The sequence below is a fragment of the Haloferax marinisediminis genome, assembly GCF_009674585.1.
GTDB classification, from domain to species: Archaea; Halobacteriota; Halobacteria; order Halobacteriales; family Haloferacaceae; genus Haloferax; species Haloferax marinisediminis.
Map to the genome: position 1 here is coordinate 102,160 of NZ_WKJP01000005.1, position 17,853 is coordinate 120,012.

18 protein-coding genes are annotated in these 17,853 nt (G+C 59.8%); 6 read left to right on the forward strand and 12 right to left on the reverse strand.

Annotated features, from left to right (window positions below):
- The first annotated feature begins 229 nt into the window (after positions 1-229).
- The 5 genes from GJR98_RS16295 (at position 230) to GJR98_RS16315 (ending at position 4,263) form a co-directional block, all read left to right on the forward strand.
- Positions 230-1,531, forward strand: coding sequence for a PQQ-binding-like beta-propeller repeat protein (locus tag GJR98_RS16295; protein ID WP_151139800.1), 1,302 nt, complete (start codon positions 230-232; stop codon positions 1,529-1,531).
- The gene (locus GJR98_RS16300; protein WP_151139801.1) at positions 1,528-2,769 is read left to right on the forward strand and encodes an outer membrane protein assembly factor BamB family protein; all 1,242 of its coding nucleotides are present in this window, start codon (positions 1,528-1,530) and stop codon (positions 2,767-2,769) included. Before GJR98_RS16295 ends, GJR98_RS16300 begins: the two co-directional genes overlap by 4 nt.
- Positions 2,770-3,013: 244 nt before the next feature.
- A complete protein-coding gene (locus GJR98_RS16305; RefSeq protein ID WP_151139802.1) occupies positions 3,014-3,385 on the forward strand; it encodes a MarR family transcriptional regulator in 372 nt (123 codons plus the stop codon).
- A complete protein-coding gene (locus GJR98_RS16310; protein ID WP_151139803.1) occupies positions 3,382-3,735 on the forward strand; it encodes a type II toxin-antitoxin system PemK/MazF family toxin in 354 nt (117 codons plus the stop codon). The genes GJR98_RS16305 and GJR98_RS16310 overlap by 4 nt, the downstream gene beginning before the upstream one ends.
- 117 nt (positions 3,736-3,852) lie before the next feature.
- On the forward strand, positions 3,853-4,263 hold the full coding sequence (locus GJR98_RS16315) for a hypothetical protein (RefSeq protein ID WP_151139804.1): 411 nt from the start codon (positions 3,853-3,855) through the stop codon (positions 4,261-4,263).
- A gap of 132 nt (positions 4,264-4,395) precedes the next feature.
- Here GJR98_RS16315 and surE read toward each other — a convergent pair whose 3' ends face one another.
- Both surE and GJR98_RS16325 read right to left on the reverse strand, forming a co-directional pair.
- Positions 4,396-5,271 (reverse strand): 5'/3'-nucleotidase SurE, encoded by an 876-nt coding sequence (gene surE / locus GJR98_RS16320; RefSeq protein ID WP_151139805.1) that lies wholly within the window; start codon positions 5,269-5,271, stop codon positions 4,396-4,398.
- A 75-nt stretch (positions 5,272-5,346) separates the two neighbouring features.
- Complete coding sequence (locus GJR98_RS16325) at positions 5,347-6,114, reverse strand: DUF6920 family protein (protein WP_225316449.1); 768 nt, start codon at positions 6,112-6,114, stop codon at positions 5,347-5,349.
- A gap of 632 nt (positions 6,115-6,746) precedes the next feature.
- On the opposite strand from GJR98_RS16325, the gene GJR98_RS16330 reads away from it, so the two are divergent.
- Positions 6,747-7,046, forward strand: a complete 300-nt coding sequence (locus GJR98_RS16330; protein ID WP_151139807.1) for a winged helix-turn-helix domain-containing protein — start codon at positions 6,747-6,749, stop codon at positions 7,044-7,046.
- A 15-nt stretch (positions 7,047-7,061) separates the two neighbouring features.
- Here the strand turns inward: GJR98_RS16330 and GJR98_RS16335 are convergent, their stop codons facing one another.
- The 10 genes from GJR98_RS16335 to GJR98_RS16380 all read right to left on the reverse strand — a co-directional run bounded on the left by GJR98_RS16335 (position 7,062) and on the right by GJR98_RS16380 (position 17,808).
- On the reverse strand, positions 7,062-8,099 hold the full coding sequence (locus GJR98_RS16335; RefSeq protein WP_151139808.1) for a GNAT family N-acetyltransferase: 1,038 nt from the start codon (positions 8,097-8,099) through the stop codon (positions 7,062-7,064).
- A gap of 18 nt (positions 8,100-8,117) precedes the next feature.
- Positions 8,118-9,263 (reverse strand): lipid II:glycine glycyltransferase FemX, encoded by a 1,146-nt coding sequence (locus GJR98_RS16340; protein ID WP_151139809.1) that lies wholly within the window; start codon positions 9,261-9,263, stop codon positions 8,118-8,120.
- Between the two features lie 243 nt (positions 9,264-9,506).
- On the reverse strand, positions 9,507-10,808 hold the full coding sequence (locus tag GJR98_RS16345) for an antibiotic ABC transporter permease (RefSeq protein ID WP_151139810.1): 1,302 nt from the start codon (positions 10,806-10,808) through the stop codon (positions 9,507-9,509).
- Positions 10,809-10,943: 135 nt separating this feature from the next.
- Positions 10,944-11,954: a polysaccharide deacetylase family protein gene (locus tag GJR98_RS16350; protein ID WP_225316451.1), complete on the reverse strand. Its 1,011-nt coding sequence runs from the start codon at positions 11,952-11,954 to the stop codon at positions 10,944-10,946.
- Positions 11,947-13,032, reverse strand: coding sequence for a non-hydrolyzing UDP-N-acetylglucosamine 2-epimerase (gene wecB, locus GJR98_RS16355; RefSeq protein WP_151139811.1), 1,086 nt, complete (start codon positions 13,030-13,032; stop codon positions 11,947-11,949). The genes GJR98_RS16350 and wecB overlap by 8 nt, the downstream gene beginning before the upstream one ends.
- A complete protein-coding gene (locus GJR98_RS16360; RefSeq protein ID WP_151139812.1) occupies positions 13,025-14,407 on the reverse strand; it encodes a nucleotide sugar dehydrogenase in 1,383 nt (460 codons plus the stop codon). Before GJR98_RS16360 ends, wecB begins: the two co-directional genes overlap by 8 nt.
- On the reverse strand, positions 14,404-15,387 hold the full coding sequence (locus GJR98_RS16365; RefSeq protein WP_151139813.1) for a Gfo/Idh/MocA family protein: 984 nt from the start codon (positions 15,385-15,387) through the stop codon (positions 14,404-14,406). The genes GJR98_RS16360 and GJR98_RS16365 overlap by 4 nt, the downstream gene beginning before the upstream one ends.
- The gene (locus GJR98_RS16370; RefSeq protein WP_151139814.1) at positions 15,384-16,487 is read right to left on the reverse strand and encodes a DegT/DnrJ/EryC1/StrS family aminotransferase; all 1,104 of its coding nucleotides are present in this window, start codon (positions 16,485-16,487) and stop codon (positions 15,384-15,386) included. Before GJR98_RS16370 ends, GJR98_RS16365 begins: the two co-directional genes overlap by 4 nt.
- Positions 16,484-17,059 (reverse strand): acyltransferase, encoded by a 576-nt coding sequence (locus GJR98_RS16375; protein ID WP_151139815.1) that lies wholly within the window; start codon positions 17,057-17,059, stop codon positions 16,484-16,486. The genes GJR98_RS16370 and GJR98_RS16375 overlap by 4 nt, the downstream gene beginning before the upstream one ends.
- Before the next feature lie 161 nt (positions 17,060-17,220).
- Positions 17,221-17,808 carry a metal-dependent hydrolase gene (locus GJR98_RS16380; protein ID WP_151139816.1) on the reverse strand — a complete coding sequence of 196 codons (588 nt, stop codon included), beginning with the start codon at positions 17,806-17,808 and terminating at the stop codon, positions 17,221-17,223.
- Positions 17,809-17,853 lie beyond the last annotated feature (45 nt).

Here is a 17,853-nt window from a genome sequence, read left to right on the forward strand (position 1 = left end):
ATGTTGGTGTCCGAGACGGTTAGCGATACCGCCGATATACTGTGGTGAGTCGGTTGAAAATTGGCATTGTCGAAACTGCAAATTGGTGATTGGTTTCGGAGGCCGTGCTGAATACAAGGTGTGAGTCAGCCACTCCAGATTTAACCGCTCTGTCAAACTCTGAGGATTTCAACGAAATCTATCGGGGTAATCACAAAGCGCATATGTCGGTACTCTAGAGTTTGCGTGAATGAATCGTCGTGCCCTCCTCAGCACGATTGCCACTGGTGGAACCGTGGCTCTCACTGGCTGTAACACGACAGGACAGTCCTGTGGTCCCCCCACGAACACGTTCAGCAGGACACGCGACCGCTGGCCGACCCCTGGGTATGGCCCGACGAACACATCCTATGCCCCTGCTGGGCCGTCGAACGGAGAGATTCAGTGGCGGACCGACCGCGACGATGTCGAGGGGCCGCGGCTAAACGGTTGGTTCAGTACTCCCATCGTTGCCGATGAAACGGTGTACGTCGCAACTCGAGAAATCGATGCGCACGACCTAGAATATCCTGGCTACCTCACCGCCCTCGACGATGAGACTGGTGAGTTGCAATGGGGAGTCGAACTTCTATCTTTGGCAGGTGGTGATCCAACACTCGCAGGAGACACCATCTTCGTTGGCGACCAAGGGGGGACACTCCACGCTATTTCGACCGACGGCGAGCGTCGGTGGACGCAAACTCTGGGCGCGGCGGTTCGAACACCGACCGTCATCGGCGACTACATCTACGTTCTCGACGCGTCTGCGACTCTGTACGCCTTCACCCTCGACGGGGAGCAGTGTTGGGAGTACAGCCAGTCTGACTTCTGGAATGGTATCCTCGGCGGGGGGAGTTCGTTCGCGGCCAACAGTGCACCGGCTGTGGATGAATCCCGTGTGTACGTGACGGTCAAAGAAGACTCAAACGACAAACGAACCGGTCGCGTAAGAACCGCCCACGTACAGGCGTTCGACCACGAGGGAAACGAGGAGTGGAGCTTCAGTTTCCCCACTGGATACAAGCCACCGAACACGCCCGCTGTCGTCGACGGCACCGTTCTCGTGACTGGTGGTGACCGAATCTTCGCCCTCGATGCGACGACGGGCGAGCAGCAGTGGCGATTCGTCGTCGGCCACCGGCACACCGGTGCACCCGCAACCGACGGAGAGCGCGTCTACGTCGGCGCGAAGAACTTCTATGCACTCGACCTCGGAGATGGCAGCGAGCAGTGGCGCGTCGTCAACTACGGCGTCAGCGACGCTCTCGGATGGACAAAAAGCATCCCGTTCATGGGGCGCGCTGCGGTGACCGATGACGCTGTCTACCTCCGGGCGGGTGCGTTTGACCCCTCTGACGGAAGCCGACTGTGGGGAACCCTCGCTGAGGAAACGGTGCTCGAGTCGAACTATTCGACACGGCACTATTCCCGGCACTCGATGACGCCACTCTCGGTGACCGCCGACGCGTTGTATCTCGCTCATCAGGTTCTGGGGGTGACGAAGGTCGCATGAACCGCCGTCGATTCCTCCGAACAGTTGGTGCGGGTGGCATGGTTGGATTGAACGCCGGGCTCGCTGGTTGTAGCCAATTCTCGGGTGGCGGCTCGAACGAGGAAGATACGGGCCGGGCAGAAGCATGCAAACCATACGAGCCGACGGTCACGGGACAGTCTGGCTGGCGAACAGTTAGGGGCGACCCCGCTGGGACAGGTGTCGTCCCGGCGAGTGAGGCACCCGAGCCACCATTATCGCTCGACTGGACGTTCACGCTCGGTGGAATGGCTGGAGCGATACAGCCTGTCGCTACCACCGACCGGGTCTATGCACACGAGTACGATTCCATGCTGTACGCAGTCGATGCTGAATCTGGGGAGGAGGTGTGGGGGAGACGCGTCGACAGACCACGTGGGTCGCTGGCCATTGCTGATGATGTGGTTGTCGCTCTTGCTGACTCTACAGTCCTCGGACTCGACCCAGAGACGGGCGAGACGCGGTGGACCGGCCCCGAGACCCACACTGAAACATTCCACGGCAGTCCGGTCATCGTCGACGAGACGGTCTACGTCCCGACCGAACTGTCGCTGCTCGCGCTCGACCTCGCTGACGGGTCGGTCAGGTGGCAGCACACGACGGGCGAAGAGACAATTGCAACGCCAGCTATCGTCGGTAATACGGTCTACTACGGCGACCACGACACATACGTCTACGCAGTTGATGCGGCAACCGGTGAGGAACGCTGGCGCGTCAAGACGAACGCGCACATCGACTGCAACGTCTCGGTCGGTGACGGCGTTGTCTTTGCTGGCAGCAAGGAGGGAATCATTCGAGCACTCGATGCAGGGTCCGGGGAACACATCTGGACGCACGACCTCGGAGCCGAACCGAACGCCATCGCGACTGATGGCTCCCACGTGTACGCACATACCCGTGGCCAACTTCACGCGCTCGAAACCTCAAGCGGTGCATCGTGCTGGTCGACAGCGTACGGGGATACCAGAGGGATCGGTGTGGCCGTCGGTGGCGGTCGCGTGTACGTCCCGCTCACCGAAGCGGGATTCACCGAACCGCGGTCGGAGTACGGCACCCGCCCGGGCGTGCTCGATGCGGCGACCGGCGAGACGCTCGCCCAGACACAGGGAGAGTTCGAGTCGGACTACGCAAGATTTTACAAGGGTTCGGCAGTCACCGACGGCGCAGTGTACGCCTCTGGCGTCGGTGAGGGCGGTATCACGCTGGCTCGATTCAGCTGAGACGTTCTTGGCTCGTGCCATCCGATAGCCCGTTATTCCCCTTATTCGTGAACGCAATCGGGGAGGTTTTACTGGACGTGCTGAATACAGGGCGCGAGTGTCGCAGACATGCTTCTCGAATCCACGGGACATGTCTCTGTATTTTAGGCTTCGTCAGATCAGTCACAAGAACTCGAAACGAGCGTATTTTCATGACTTTCACTAGCTACACTCTTATCATTAGAGACTCTACCTTCAACCAACGATGTCGATAGACAGGGAAACCTTCGAGAACACAAACGAGGAGGAACTCACAGACCTGTCCGTCCCGGATCAAGTCCTCGGGTTCCTCGTTGCTCACGACGATCGGGCATTTGAGGCTCGTGAGATTGCAGCACAAACAGACCTTGACGAGGGTGCGGTGAGTACTGCACTGACGCGCTTGAAGCAACGCGAACTCGTTGAACACAAGGCGACGTACTGGGCCGCGACGACCGACGAGGAACGACTTCAATCGTATAGTGGATACGAGCGAGCGACAGCACTCTTCAACGAACGACTGGGAACCGAGAACAAGGATGAGTGGCGGGAGCACGCACCGAAAAAAGACCATCCAAGTCTGAGGGACGAGGAGTGACGGACGAAGAGAAACCGCCAACGTACGAACCCGGAGATGTTGTCTACGGTGACGACCCGTTCAAAGGTGACGAGAACGCGCGTCCGTGGCTCGTCATCTCGAATCATGAAGGACAACCATTCCATGGCGACCAGTACATTTCGGTAACGTTGACGACGAAGACGTGGCACGAGGAGTTTATCGAGATTCCTGACACGGGTTGGGTTCGTGGTGGAACTCCCGACGAGAGCTGTATCGTCCCGTGGGGCGCCCAGTCACTCGGAAGCGGGGACATCGACTACTGGCAAGGGACGCTCAACGACGCACTTGTCGAGGACGCAATTCAGTCGTTGATTGACTATCTCAATTAGCACTTATCCGATAACGGTGACACGGTGTGGTAAATAGAGAGCGCATATCTTTCAGACTCACCCGTCCCGTAATGTATTCGTCAGAAAACATATTGTTAGGGTTATCTTACATATTCTATGACGGTCTCCGGCCAACGATATGTGACACAGAAAATTGAATCAATTTCTCGACGAACCATGATTTCACTACTTTCGGGAATGGTGCCACTATTGTCTGGGTGCGTGCAGACAACGACGGGTCACCTCAACGGCATGGAAGTGACCACGCTCCCCCCAGACGCGACAGTTGTCACAGCATCTGATGGCCGGATTGCGGACGTGGAAGCGATACAATCCGTGGTACGGCAGGCGACTGAGCGAGATGGAGAGATTGTGACCGTTGAAATAAGCGGGAGAGAAGCGGACAGGGCAATCGACCAACTCGAAAAACTCCCGTATTACGACAGTAACTCTTCGAACTACCGTTCTGGCTGGTACATCGAGTATCAAAACCAGGTGGTGGTCGTTGAATATGCGGTGCAAGACTAACCCTCTCTATTCAGCACGCTGTTTCTGTCACTTTCCAATGGTTTGAACAGAGCCAGAAATCGTGTGGACTCAGTCGACCGGTTGGGGACCTTCTCCGGCACTTTCCCTGCTACGGTCCGCCTCCTACGACTCTTATTCGATTTGTTCGGAGAGACTCTCGACGACGCTCGCGAGTTTTGGGTCCTCGGTATGGCCGTGGTGAACCGCGAGCGGCGAGACACTCACTTCGCCGTCGACCATCGCGCGGCGGTCGCTGCCGACGGGATACCGTTCTCTGTGTTCGTCTCTGGGGGGAAACGGATTCTCGTACCCGACAGTTCCCGGCCACGACACGTCGCGGAGGCGGACGAGCATCTCGTCGTCGTTGAGCGTGTCTTCTCGGTCACCGTCTCCGAGCAGATTCGTGTCGTCGTGGTGGTCCACCTGTTGGTCGTAGTCCGCGAGCGGTCGAGTCACTCGCATTCGGGGGGACGGAACGTCGATTGGTGCGTTGATGTTCAGCAGGTCGACGTCGTCGAAGATTCCGGCACCGTAGACGCGCTCTGTGACCGCGCGAGCGACGCGTGCAGGACGGGAGAAGTCGTACTCTTCCGGGGGGTGACAGAAGAAGTCTCGTGCGTGATAACTCGAAACTGCGATTGCGGGCGTGCCGAGAAACGCGGACTCGATTCCCGCCCCGACCGTTCCGGACCGCCCGACGACGTAGTTGCCTGCGTTTGGCCCGTCGTTGATGCCGGAGAGGGCGATGTCGAAGTCTGTCTCGAGGCCGCGGAGGCCGTAGGCGACGCAGTCTGCTGGGGTTCCTTCGAGGGCGTACCCCCACGGGTGGTCGCGGCGGACGGCGAGTTCGTTGCGGGCCCGCCCGACACCGCTTTGATTCTCTGCGGGTGCCACGACGGTCACGTCACCGATGGCGGTGAGTTCTTCGCGGAGTGCAGCGATTCCGGGGGAGTCGATACCGTCGTCGTTAGTGAGGAGGATACGAAGCGGGGATGCGGAGTCGCTCATCTACGTCGCAGGTCCCGGTGGTGGGTGGTAGACCTTCCGGAATTACCCATCGAGACTGGGAGTACAGGTCAGACATCACGGGGTGTACTCGATATCGTCGATGGCTGCCCGCCAGTACGGTCGGTCTCCATCGGGTAGATTCCACTCGACTTCACCGGCACCGGGGATGCGCAGTCCATCGACGTCGTGGTAGTCGAAGAAGTACCCTGTCCACGGGTGTAACTCGTACGACCCGTCGTCGGTCTCGTACCACCGTTCGGCCGTGACGCGCGTAATTTCGTCGTTCTCGTCGAAGTGAAACACGACGGAGGCGCTCGTTTCTCGATGGGTGAGGGTCGCGCGGGCGGAGTGAGCATCAAGTGCCTCCCATTCGACACCCTGTCCCGGAAGGAACGCCGTGGGGAACCAGACCATCTCTGCGAGGTGGCGTGCGAGTTCGCCTTCGTCGAGTTCCCGGGTGGACTCCGCGTTCGCCAGCGGGATGAGCGAGAACAGTTTCGCGGTGAGGACTCCCGTGCCGTCGACGTAGGCATCGACGACACGAATCGGTACGTGCGGGAGGAACTCGATGCGGGCGTCCCAGACGAATCCCGGTGGGCCGACGGTGTACTGTTGTGTCGCTTCGAGCGGTTTCCACGGCGCAGTCGAATCGCCCAGTCGGAACGCGCCGGTTTGATGCAGTCGTGCTGTGCGCACGTAGGGCCGGCCGTCTGTGATGACGTGGTCGAGGTAGCGTTGGACGGGTGCGGGAAGCCCTTCGAAGTCGTCGGCAGTGACGGTATCGGTTTGATTGGACTCCGGAACCGCATCTGCTTCGAGTCTCTCTACGAGTCGAGTACTCACACCTCCAGCCCGTACTCGACTGACAGCGAGCAGTGCAACACCACCGAGGACCACAACCCCGGCCACTCCTAGTAGACGATTGAGTGACATGTATTGTGCTACGTCTGTCACCGATATGAGTCTCGCTACGACGCTCGGTTCTCGAACGTGTGATGAGTGGGGTCAGACGGAGAACGATGCAAAAATCTGTGAGCGACCGTGAGAACAGTGATTCACGACCCCGTGAACAGAAAGCCACGACACCGTATACAGAAAGTTACGTCACCGAGAGTCTCGACTCGACCCGTGTCCGAACCAGTGTCGATACGCTCAAACCATCGGCCACAGATGAATCGAACACTGACACTCTCGACTCCACCGATTTTCTGTATCCGAATTTATTCGTTCGACACTGACGTTCACGAGTTCGTGAATATACTTGCAACGATGAATTTATGTAATTAAGTTCGAATTAACGAACGAATGAGCTCCAAACTAGTGTCGCTGGCAATTCAGGCTTCCGCCACTGTAGCCGTTAATATCCTGTTAATCGGTTCAAAACGGGCTGGTTCGCCGGTGAGACACTACTCCGGAGTCGACCAGACACTGAGTGGTGCGACGAGTCACGGACGTCGACCAGGAGTGAGTGCCGCATGAGTTCTGCGAGTGCGATGGCTGACGACGTCCCGTGGGACGACGTCGGGTTCATCATCAGTTCACGGTACCGGGTCGACGTTCTGGAGCGCCTCGACGAGAGTCCCGCAACACCCACGCAGATTGCAGCTGATTCCAGTCACCCAGTCGCGCACGTCTCTCGTGCACTCCAGGAACTCCGAGAGCGCTCACTCGTCGAACTACTCGTTCCCGAACAGCGAAAGAAGGGGCGTGTCTACGGCATCACGGACGACGCCGAAGGCATCTGGCGAGTCATCGACAGCCAACAGATGGCGTAACTGAGTCGTTCTCCGCTACTTCGTCGGAATGCGTTCGCCGTTCTTATTCAACAGTTGGTACGTCCGCTTGGCGAGATTCATCCCGACACCCGTTGACTCGACGGTGTAGTACGGAACCAACGACCCCCCGTACTTCGACTTGTAGTTGCAGAGTCGTTCGGTGTTCGCACCGACGAGGTCGTATTTAGTGACCGAGGCGAGGTCGTCGTCCTCTGCGATGTCTTCGAGAATCGTCCAGTGGAGGAGATTGTTGACACTGACTCCTTCGTACACACCGCGTGCGCCGCCAAGCCAGAAGTACCCGACATCGTCAGAGAAGGGGACGATGATGCCGCTGAGGTACTCGCCGTCTGGGTCACGAGCGACGTAGACGCGACATCGGTCGTCGAGATTTCGAACGAGTGTTTCGACGAACTCCCACGGCATGCCGAACGGTTCGTCCTGTTCGTCGTATCGGGAGACGACGTCTTCGTACACGCTTTTCGCCCCCTCGATTCCTTCTCTGGTGACGGTAACGTCGAGGTCTTGGGTCTGCCGAATCTCCCGACGGAGGCTTCGACTGAACTGGCTCTGGACATCGTCGAGCGACTGTGTGGACTGGTCGATTCGGTACGTGAACGACGGCTTGATTGCGAACCCGGACCACTCGAACGGCCGCGGGTCGAGATACGACGGCGAACAGAGGATACGGACGAAGGTCCGGTTCGACCTGACGCCCAGTTCGTCCATCACGAGGTCGGCGAACTCCCTGTTTACCGATTCGTAGGCGCTCTGTTTCGGACTGTTCGGCATCAGTATCGGGCCGATGTAGGGAATCGCCATCGACGGCGGGGGTGAGACGATGACGCGACCGAGTGGGTTCTTTCGTTCGAAGGTCGGTAACAGCGCGACCGGTTCCTGTCCTTTGAATGCACCGAGGAGGCGCATCTCCCCGTCGTAATGTTGGTCGATGGCGTCGAGCACCGCGGGCGTTTGGAATACTTCGATACCTGACGAGGGGAGCGCGTCGCCCCATTCGTCGAGGCTCATCTGTTCGAGACGTAGTTGTGACATCTGTGAGTGGTGTGGAGGTTACTGTTCGCCCGAGACGGTGTCTCCGGGGAGTGATTCGCTTCGATACGTGGTCGTTATCATCGGGACGATTCCCGAGACGAGTCTGGCTGGCATACTCGACCGATTCGAACCGGCCAGTGCCGAGATTCCCGACCCGATGCTACTCTTGTACAAGTGTGCGGCTGCGCGGATGGGGAGTGGCCCGTGTTCGATCTGATAGAACGTGACCAGTTCGGGGTTGTACTTCCCTTTGTACCGATTGAGGCGGCGATTGTTCGCGCCGACGAGGTCGTATCGGACCCGCCCGGCGTCCTTCGCGTCGCACATTATCCGCCAGTCGAGGAGGTCGTTGACGTCGACTCGGTAGTCGCCTTTTGGACGCGCACCGCCTAGCCATCGGTAGGTCGTCTTTCCGTAGTTCAAGACGATGATGCCGCTGACGAACTCGCCGTCTGTTTTGAACACGTACGGTTGTACCTGCCCGTCCGGGAGTTCGTCGTACAGGCCGCGAACGAACGCCGACGGGATGTCGAACGCCAAATCCTGTTCGTCGTATCTGTCTTCGACGAGTGCGAGTATCGCTTCGAGGTCTTCTCTCCCGCCGATCGAGATGTTCGACGCGACGTCTTCCCCATCACGGATGTTCCGTCGCGCACTTCTGCTGAACGACAACAGCAGGTCTTCTTCGCTGCGGTCTAAGTCGACGTTGTAGGTGTACTTCGGCGTCACCGTACACCCACCCCACTGGAAGATTCGCATGTCGGTGTAGTAGTCACCGACCCGAACGTGGGTGTACGTCGGGTCGATATTATTGTTCACCCAGTTGGTGCAGCCTTCGATAAACTGGTTCCGACGCCGTTCGAGCTTGCGCTGCTTGATACCCGACCCGCCCAGCAAGACGGGCCCGAGGTAGGGGACCCCGAGGTTTGGCGGTGGGGAAAACGCCGTCTTGACGGGTCCTTTCCGGATTTCGAACACCGGATACAGCCCGATTGCTTGCTCGTTTTTGAACCCGACGAGTGGGTGAAGCGTCGAGTTCGAATGCTTGGCCTGTAGTTCGAGGGCACGATACTGGTGGAAGATACTCGCGTCACCCGACCGCTCGACGTATCGGTCCCACTCGTCACGCCGACTCCTGTCGAACGCTTCGATTTCGATTGTCATGGTTGTGATGTGGAATGTGTGTCTTGGATCGGTGCGGGCGTTGGGCACCCGACGAGGACGCGTCCAACACTGGACCGAGGTTCCCGCTGGTTGGCGACCACCGTCGCATCGGCGGCGACACGGTGGCCCAATTGGGACGTGCCCAAGCATATCATCTTAGAAGACATTCTCGATTTGTGTTGACGTGTGGGTGTAGATTTGTTATGAAGCAACTATACTGAAAACAGGACAATCGAGCGCTGTTCAGGCAGTCTCTGTCGTCGCTCGAAGGGAGTCTATACCGTACCCGTGGCTGGGTTCGCCGGAGATTCTCGTGGCCAGGTACTCGGCGATCGCGTACGCCATCCACGCCTGTGCCCAGCGCATCAGTGTCATGCGCTTGGTGTAGAACCGCTGTTTTCGGAAGTAGAAGCGACCTTCCTCGGGCACGTACATGTTCTTCAACGCCCAGTCGATGGCACGCTCTGCTCGGTCGTACTGGCCGGCGTAGGTGAAGACGAGGATTCCCTGTGCGGTGGCGTGGATGTCTCTCGGATACGCGTTCTCTTCGTCGAAGTTCGGGGCACCGTCCTCGTCGAACAACTCGCGGGCGTGGAAGTCCAAGCCGAGTTCGATTTCGTCGTCGTATCGGCCGCTTCCGACCAGTTGTTCGTACCGAAGTAGACTCTCGATGATGAACCCGTTGTGGTGGTTGTCCATCGAGAGGTGCGAGCTCGTCGGCGGTTCACGGTAGTACCACCCGCCGCGTTCGGTCTGTTTCGACGCGACGTAGTCGAACACTGCCTCGGCACGTTCGAGCAACTCCTCGTCACCGAACTGTCCGTAGAGTTCGACGAAATATCGTGCCCCGATGGCCAACGCGTTGAGGGTGTAACTGTCCTTCGGGTGACCTATGTAGTAGTCCATCACTGCGCCACCGTCTTTCGGTCGGTAGTCCAGGTCTTCGACGGCGAGGTCGAACGCAGTCTTCGCGATATCTGGGTAGTTCGGGTCGAACTCTTCGCCAGCGAGCAGCGCTTTCACGCCGTACGACGTCGACACGAGATTCGGCGAGTTCGGAATCGTGTGCCGAGGGCCACTGCGACCCGACGGATGCTGGATTCTGTGTCGGTGACTCCCACCGAAACCACTGAACCCAGTGACCTGATTGTCGACGAGCCACTCCGTCAGCGATTCGGCGTCGTTGTGGTACAGTTCGGATGATTCGCGCCCGTCGAACCAGTCACCTAATTGTGCACGTGTCCGGTTGGCCATGGCGAACAGCGCGATTCCTTTGAAGTTGCGTCGCTGCTCGACGCGGAAGAGTGGTCGCACGTTCACTGGACATCGCTTGATGAACTCTTGGACGGCGAGGTTGAACCACAAATTGTCGAAGGGTATCGAGTGCAACACCCGACTGCTCAATCCGTCTCCGTAGTCCCACCCCGTGTAGTCTCGTTCCCGTGCGTACGCGAGAACGTCGTCGAGGACGTCGACGTACTGCTGGAGCCGTTCGATATCGACGTCGGGTTCGGTGTGATGCTGTTTCGGTAGTTGTTGATTCATGATGGAGAGAAATACTGTGATTGCTGATTGTCGGCTATCCGGATGGTGGCCTGCAGGAGGCTTTGTTATACAGCGAATATCGCTTCCCAGCGCCACGAGCGCCGCCCTCGAAACCGGCCGACTCGCCCACGATGGTCAGTTCGTAAACGACCGCTTCGACGACTCGTCAGACTCGCCACGCTCCGGCCGCATCCGATAGCCCGTCTCACGTGTCGTCGGTCCGTTTGGTCTGCTGGACGGCGGACTCTCGGTCTCGCGTGCCGAAACAATCGCGGTCTCGTCTCGCCCTGCTGGCATCTCTTTGAGGAACTCCCGATAGTACTCTGAGACGGGGCCGACCCACGCATCTCGTTCGAGCGCCCACTCGATGAGTCGGCGATACAGCCGACGGTAGCCGGGGAACTCGGCCTCACTGAAGTAGCGAGGATGCCAGAGCACCGTCATCACGGCGTCGTTTGCTTCGGCTTCGACGAGGAGGCGCTCACACGCCGCCCACGCGTCGTCGAACGACACGCCGGGGTCGGGGAGGGCGACCTCCATCAGCGTCAGGGGGAACACCACGAACTCGTCGTCGAACGGCCGAAACGGCTGGTAGCCGTGTTGGAACCCGAATTCGGAACTCGACCCGGGACTCGCGTCGTAGGCGAGGCCAATCTCGCGGTGATACTCCCACGTCTGGTCGGTGAGTTTGAGGTGGTGTTGTCGTCCACCGAGTATCTCGTGTCCGAGTATCGACTCCAACGCCTGTTTTTCGGTCCAGAGACGGTCGATGTCGTCGCTCGACCGGAACGACCCGTGAATCCCGACTTCCCAACCGCCGGCGTCGAGGTCCAGAATCACGTCGACGAGTGGGTCTGCGGTGATATCGTACCGACCGGCGTGCTCGATTACGTTCTTCGGGTCGAGGAGGTCCCTGACCGACCCCGTGCGGAAGAGGCTCGGTTCGTTCAGGAAGTAGAACGACGAGCGAACGCCGAGGTCGCGTTCGAGCGCCATGATGTCCTCGAACTGCCAGTAGGGGTTCTTCCGAGAGAGGAGCGTCCGAAGGTGGTACGCTGGTCGCTCTTTCGTCGCGTAGAACAGACTCTGGTACGTCTTGTACGGGCGGTCGACGTCGTGTGTCAGACAGAGTGCGAAGTCACTCATGGTCGAACGACGAGAGGGCCTCTACGATTCGGTCTGCTGCTCTCCCGTCGCCGTAGAGCGATGGTTTCTCCGGGAGCGGTTCGGTCGACTGCAGCGCAGTTCGAATCGCGAGTGGGTCGGCACCGACGAGGGTGTTCCATCCGGAATCGACTGTCTCGACCCACTCTGTCTCGTCTCGAAGCGTGACACAGCGCGTGTCGAGGTAGAACGCTTCTTTCTGGACGCCGCCCGAATCGGTTGCCACGCGCTCTGCACCGTCGAGGAGGCGAACGAAGTCGAGGTAGCCGACCGGGTCGACGAGCAGGATGTTCTCGTCGTCGGCGACGAGTGACCAGAGGCCTGCCTCCCGAAGCGCGTTCTCGGTTCGGGGGTGGACGGGGAAGACGACTGGTCTCCCTGCCTCCGCGAGTTCGGTGACGATTGCTTCGAGTCTCGACCAGTCGTCCGTGTTGGCTGCCCGGTGGACCGTCGCGAGGATGTATTCGTCGTCGCGAAGACCAAGGTCTTCGAGGATAGTCGACCGTTCGCGTGCTGTGTTCCGAACCTGAAGGATGGCGTCGTACTGGACGTCGCCGGGCACGTAGACACCGTCGTGTATTCCCTCTCGTTCGAGCGCGAGGGCGGCCGACTCGGAGGGTGCAAACAGGAGGTCCGAACAGTGGTCGGTGAGGACGCGGTTCACTTCTTCCGGCATCTCCCAGTTGTGACTCCGCAGTCCCGCCTCGACGTGAGCCAGCAGTGGGTCACGTTTCGACGCGACGAGCGCCGCCGCGAGGGTCGAGTTCGTGTCACCGTAGACGAGGACGATATCGGGGTCTTCGTCGGCAATGACCTCGTCGAGTCGAACCATCATCTCGGCGGTCTGAGCCGCGTGCGACCCAGACCCGACACCCAGATTGTAGTCCGGTTTCGGGATGTCGAGTTCGTCGAAGAACACCCCAGAGAGCGACTCGTCGTAGTGCTGACCGGTGTGGACGAGCACCTCGTCGTGGTGACGTCGCAGGGCAGACGACACCGGGAACGCCTTGATGAACTGTGGACGTGCACCGACAACGGACAGAATCTTGCGTCTAGTCATGGTGTCGAACCTCCGTGTTTCGTGGGCCGGCACCAATCGTGTACACGCGGTGACCGATGTCTCCGAGCGTGCCCCTGCCGTCGATGACGACGAGGTCGTCGAAGGCGGCCCAGTCGATGTCGTCGAACTCTTCGTGCGGTGTGACCACGACGGCGGCGTCGAGGTCGTGGGCCGAGAGGTCGGCGAGCGAGACGGGCGTGGCGCCGAACGAGGCTACGACGTCGTCGTCGAGCATCGGGTCGACTGCGAGGACTGTCGCCCCGTGTTCGGTGAGCCGGTCGATGACGCCAGCCGCAGGGGTTGCACGAGTTTCGGCGACGCCAGGTCGGTACGTCACCCCGAGGACTGCGACTGTGGCCGTCTCGATGTCGCGCCCCGCGTGGGACAGTTCGGTACGAAGTGTATCGGCGGTGAACGCCGGCATACTGTCGTTGACCTCGCGTGCCGTCAGAATCAGCGGCGTGTCGGTCGTGACACGACTCGTGATGAAGTACGGATACCACGGGATACAGTGCCCACCGACACCCGGACCGGGTGCGTGGATGTCACAGTACGGTTGTGTGTTCGCGGCGTGGATGGCCTCTGTCACGTCGATACCGAGGTCGTCGCGTATCCGTGCGAGTTCGTTCGCGAGCGCGATGTTGACGTCTCGGTAGAGTCCTTCGAACAACTTCACCGACTCTGCAGTCGTGGCGTCGCTCACGGCGATGACCTCGTTCGAGGTTATCTCTCCGTAGACGAGCGATGCAACACGGGTCGATTCCGTGTCCACTCCGCCGACGATTTTGGGGTGTGACCCGGTGATATCTTGCAGTGCTCGACCCGACGACGTTCGTTCGGGACAGAACGCGACGCCGAACTCCGTGCGTGAGATGCCGCTCTTCGCTTCGAGGTGTGGGACGACGAGTTCACTGCTCGTCTTCGGTGGGACGGTACATTCGACGACGACCATATCTCCGGGTGCGAGACCGGCGGCGATACTGTCCAGAACGGCTACGAACGCCGCGAGGTCTGGTTCGTGGTCGTCGGTCAGCGGCGTCGGGACGATGATGACGTGTATCGCTCCTTCTTTGGCGGCAGCGACGCTGTCGGTCGTGGCGCGGAGCGCTCCCCGCCCGGCCTGTTCGGCGACGAGTTCCGGCAGCCCAGGTTCTTTCGCCACGTGGCACTCTCCGTCGTTTACCATCCGGACGACGTCGGCGTCGATGTCGACACCGACGACGTTGCCCGTCGTCTTGGCGTAGACGGCCGCGAGCGGGAGGCCCATCTTCCCCAGACCGTACACTGTGACCGGCACAGCACCGTCTCTGAGTGCTTGTCGCTGTCCTTCCGGCGGGAGTTCGGAGTTGTAGAGTCCAGTGTATTGGTTCGTCATTTCGCCTCCTCTGGTGTTGTCACAGCCTGTTGTTTCGCTGTTGCGTCGGCTTTGATGCGCTGTGCAACGTCGACTGCGCGGAGGCCATCGTCCGCAGAGACGACCACCGGACCGCCTTCCATGGCGGCCTCGATGAACGATTCGAGTTCGTGTTTGAGTGGTTCACCCGCTTCGATCATCGGTTGCTCCATGACGACCTCGTGACGGTAGCGGATGTTGCCGTTGTCACGCAGGTAATCCGGGCGCGATTGTCGGAAGATTTGGATGGACTGGTTCACGTAATCGACGCGGATGAGTCGGTCACGTGCCGTGATGTCGAGCGTCCGGGTCTTCTGTTGGGTGAGGCGACTCGCGGTCAACGTTCCGATGACGCCGTTCGCGAACGTCAACTGCGCCGTCGCGTACTGTTCGTCCGCTGCACTCGTTGCCGAGAGGGTTTCAATCTCTGAATCGACGAGCGAGAGGATGATGTCGATGTCGTGAATCATGAGGTCCATGATGACGCCGTCATCGACATCTCGGTTGAGCGGTGGTCCGAGTCGGTTCGCCGTGATGGCGATGGGTTCGACGCCATCGAGGATTTTGTCGAGTGCGCGAACGGCCGGATTGAACCGCTCGATGTGGCCAACCTGCAGGGTCACACCGTGCCACGTGGCGAGTGCTGCCAGTTCCTCTCCGGCGTCCAGTTCCTCGACGAACGGTTTCTCGACGAGGGTGTGGACACCTGCCTCGATACACTTCCGCGTCACCGACTCGTGGTACGGCGTCGGAACTGCGACGGTAACGACGTCGACTTTGTCGAGGAGTTCGTCGATCGTGAACGCCTCAGTACCGAAGTCGGCGGCGACTGCCATCGCGCGGGCCATGTCCGCGTCAGCGACGCCAATCAACTCGACGTTCCGAAGTTCGGAGTAGACGCGAGCGTGGTTCGTTCCCATCGACCCGACACCGATGACGCCGGCGGCGACTGATTCGCTCACGTCACTACCTCCAGATAGTTGGCAACCGTACGGCCGACGCGTTCGACGTCGTCTGCACTGAGGCCGGGGTGAACTGGGAGCGAGAGTACACGCTCTGCTGCCTGTTCAGCGACCGGTGCCGACACCGAGAGGTGTTGGTAGGGTCGTTGCTCGTGGACGGTTTTCGGATAGTATACGCCCGTTCCGATGTGGTTCGAGTCGAGGTACGACTTGAGTGCATCTCGCTCGATACCGTCGCATTGGACGGTGTACTGGTGGAAGACGTGCGTCCGCCCCGGTGGAGTGTACGGGGTCGTGACCGGTGCATCTTCGAGATACTCCGTGAGCGCGGCAGCGTTCGACTGTCGCGCACGCGTAAACTCGGGGAGCCGTTCGAGCTGGATTCGTCCGATGGCGGCGGCGATGCTCGTCATTCGGAAGTTGTGGCCGACTTCTGCGTGCTCGTAGCCAGAGACGCGGCCGTGGTCGACGAACCGTGCGACACGTTCCGCAACGTCTGCGTGGTTCGTGGTTATCATCCCTCCTTCACTCGTGGTCATGTTCTTCGTCGGGTAGAACGAGAAGCACGCTGCGTCTCCGAACGATCCGACGCGCTGTCCATCGACTTCTGCCCCGTGTGCCTGCGCAGCGTCTTCGACCAGGAGGAAGTCGTAGGTCTCTGCGAGTTCTGTGAGGCGTTTCATGTCGGCCGGCAGCCCGTACAGGTGGACTGCGATAACCGCGTCAACCTGTTCACCGTCTCGAAGTCGTGCTTCGAGTGCGTCCGGGTCGATGTTGTACGTCTCCGGGTCGATGTCGACGAACCCCACGTCTGCGCCAGTGAACGTGACGGCGTTGGCCGTCGCGATGAACGTAAACGGCGTCGTCAGGACACGGTCTCCCGGACCAATTCCGAGTCCGTGGAGCGCGGCGTGGAGCGCAGTCGTCCCGTTCGACGTGGCGATACCGTGGTCGGCGTCGCAGTAGTCGGCAAACTCTCGCTCGAAGCCACGGACTTCTGGGCCGTCGGCGATGATGCCGCTGTCGATGACCGCGGCGATTCGGTCTTTTTCTCTTGCACCAAGTTGTGGTGCTGCGATTGAAATTATCTCGTCAGTCATCGTCGAATCTTGTTATCTCCTGTCAGTGGTTCCGGCAACTCGCGATGGACGGCCGGCGCGCCGACCGCGAGCGTTCTCGGTGGGACGTCGTGGACCACGACGGCACCGGCAGCGACGAACGCGCCTTCGCCAATCGTGACGCCGGGCAAGAGCGTCGCGTTCGCGCCAATCGAGGCGTTGTCTTCGATGGTCGGGCCGACGAGTTCTGCTTCGGTGCGTACTGGATAGGGGTCGTTCGTCATGACGACTCCCGGCCCGACGAACACGTCGTCGCCGATGTGCGTGTTCGTGGGAATGTACACGTTGGTCTGGATGCTGACTCGCGACCCGATGGTCGTCGTCCCATCGACGACTGTCTCCGTTCCGAGGAGCACAGAATCTCCGATGACGGTGTCTTCTCTCACTAGGACATTGTGTCCGGTGACGAAGTCGTTGCCGATGGTTACGTCGGAGTAGATGATGCTTCCAGAGCGAATCCGGGCACGGTCCCCGATGACCGGCGCCTCACCGTCACCGTAGCCAATCGTGACGTCGTCGTCGATGTGGGACTCCGCTCCCAGCTCGACGCTCATCGTCCGACACCTCTGGTGTTCTGTCGGCTTCTAAACGGCCGAGTCGGCGGGAAAATTGTGGTATTCATAGTATTTCGGCGGGGAGTCTGCCTGCCTTGGTGAAAATCAGTCGTGGTGAAGGCTTTGTTATGGAGTGATTGCTCTCACGTTTGGGCGAGTTGTCACCGCGTAACGCTTCGACGAATTCCGTTCACAGAGCGTTTCACGAGTTCGACACCGGGCTTTCCATCGCTGAGCCACAGGCCGAACGCACTCCCGAGCAAGGCGACTTCGAAGAGTATGTACGCCCACGCCTCGGGTCTGCGGAGGTAGACGAGGAACCGGCTCAGATAGTACCACGTCTGACTGAACAGTCCCGCTGCCGACGACGGCGGCCCGTACGAAATTGGCCACAGGAAGGATTGGAGAGCGCCGTAATTACCGAAGAAGAACCCACTGTAGAACAGGTCTGCGGGGATGTGAGAGAGATATCCGAGGGCGAACGCGACGCCCACTGCTGTCATCTTGAATCGACGGGCGACGAGGACGACGAGTACGGAAAGCGGAACTGAGACGAAAATCGAGTGCGCAACCGAAATCCCGCTCGGGAGGACGTCTAGCGACCACGCGAGGGGCTTGTCGATCAGGTCGGGAAACTGTGTCCCGAGTACGACCGCGAGTACGATGCGACCATCGAGTCGTCTGTTCGTCACTCGCGCCCACAGCGAGACGAGTATGTACCCGACAGCGACGTGCTCCCACGGCCACATCTACGAGATACCTCCACGGTCGCTCGCCGGTCGCTGTGTCAGAGA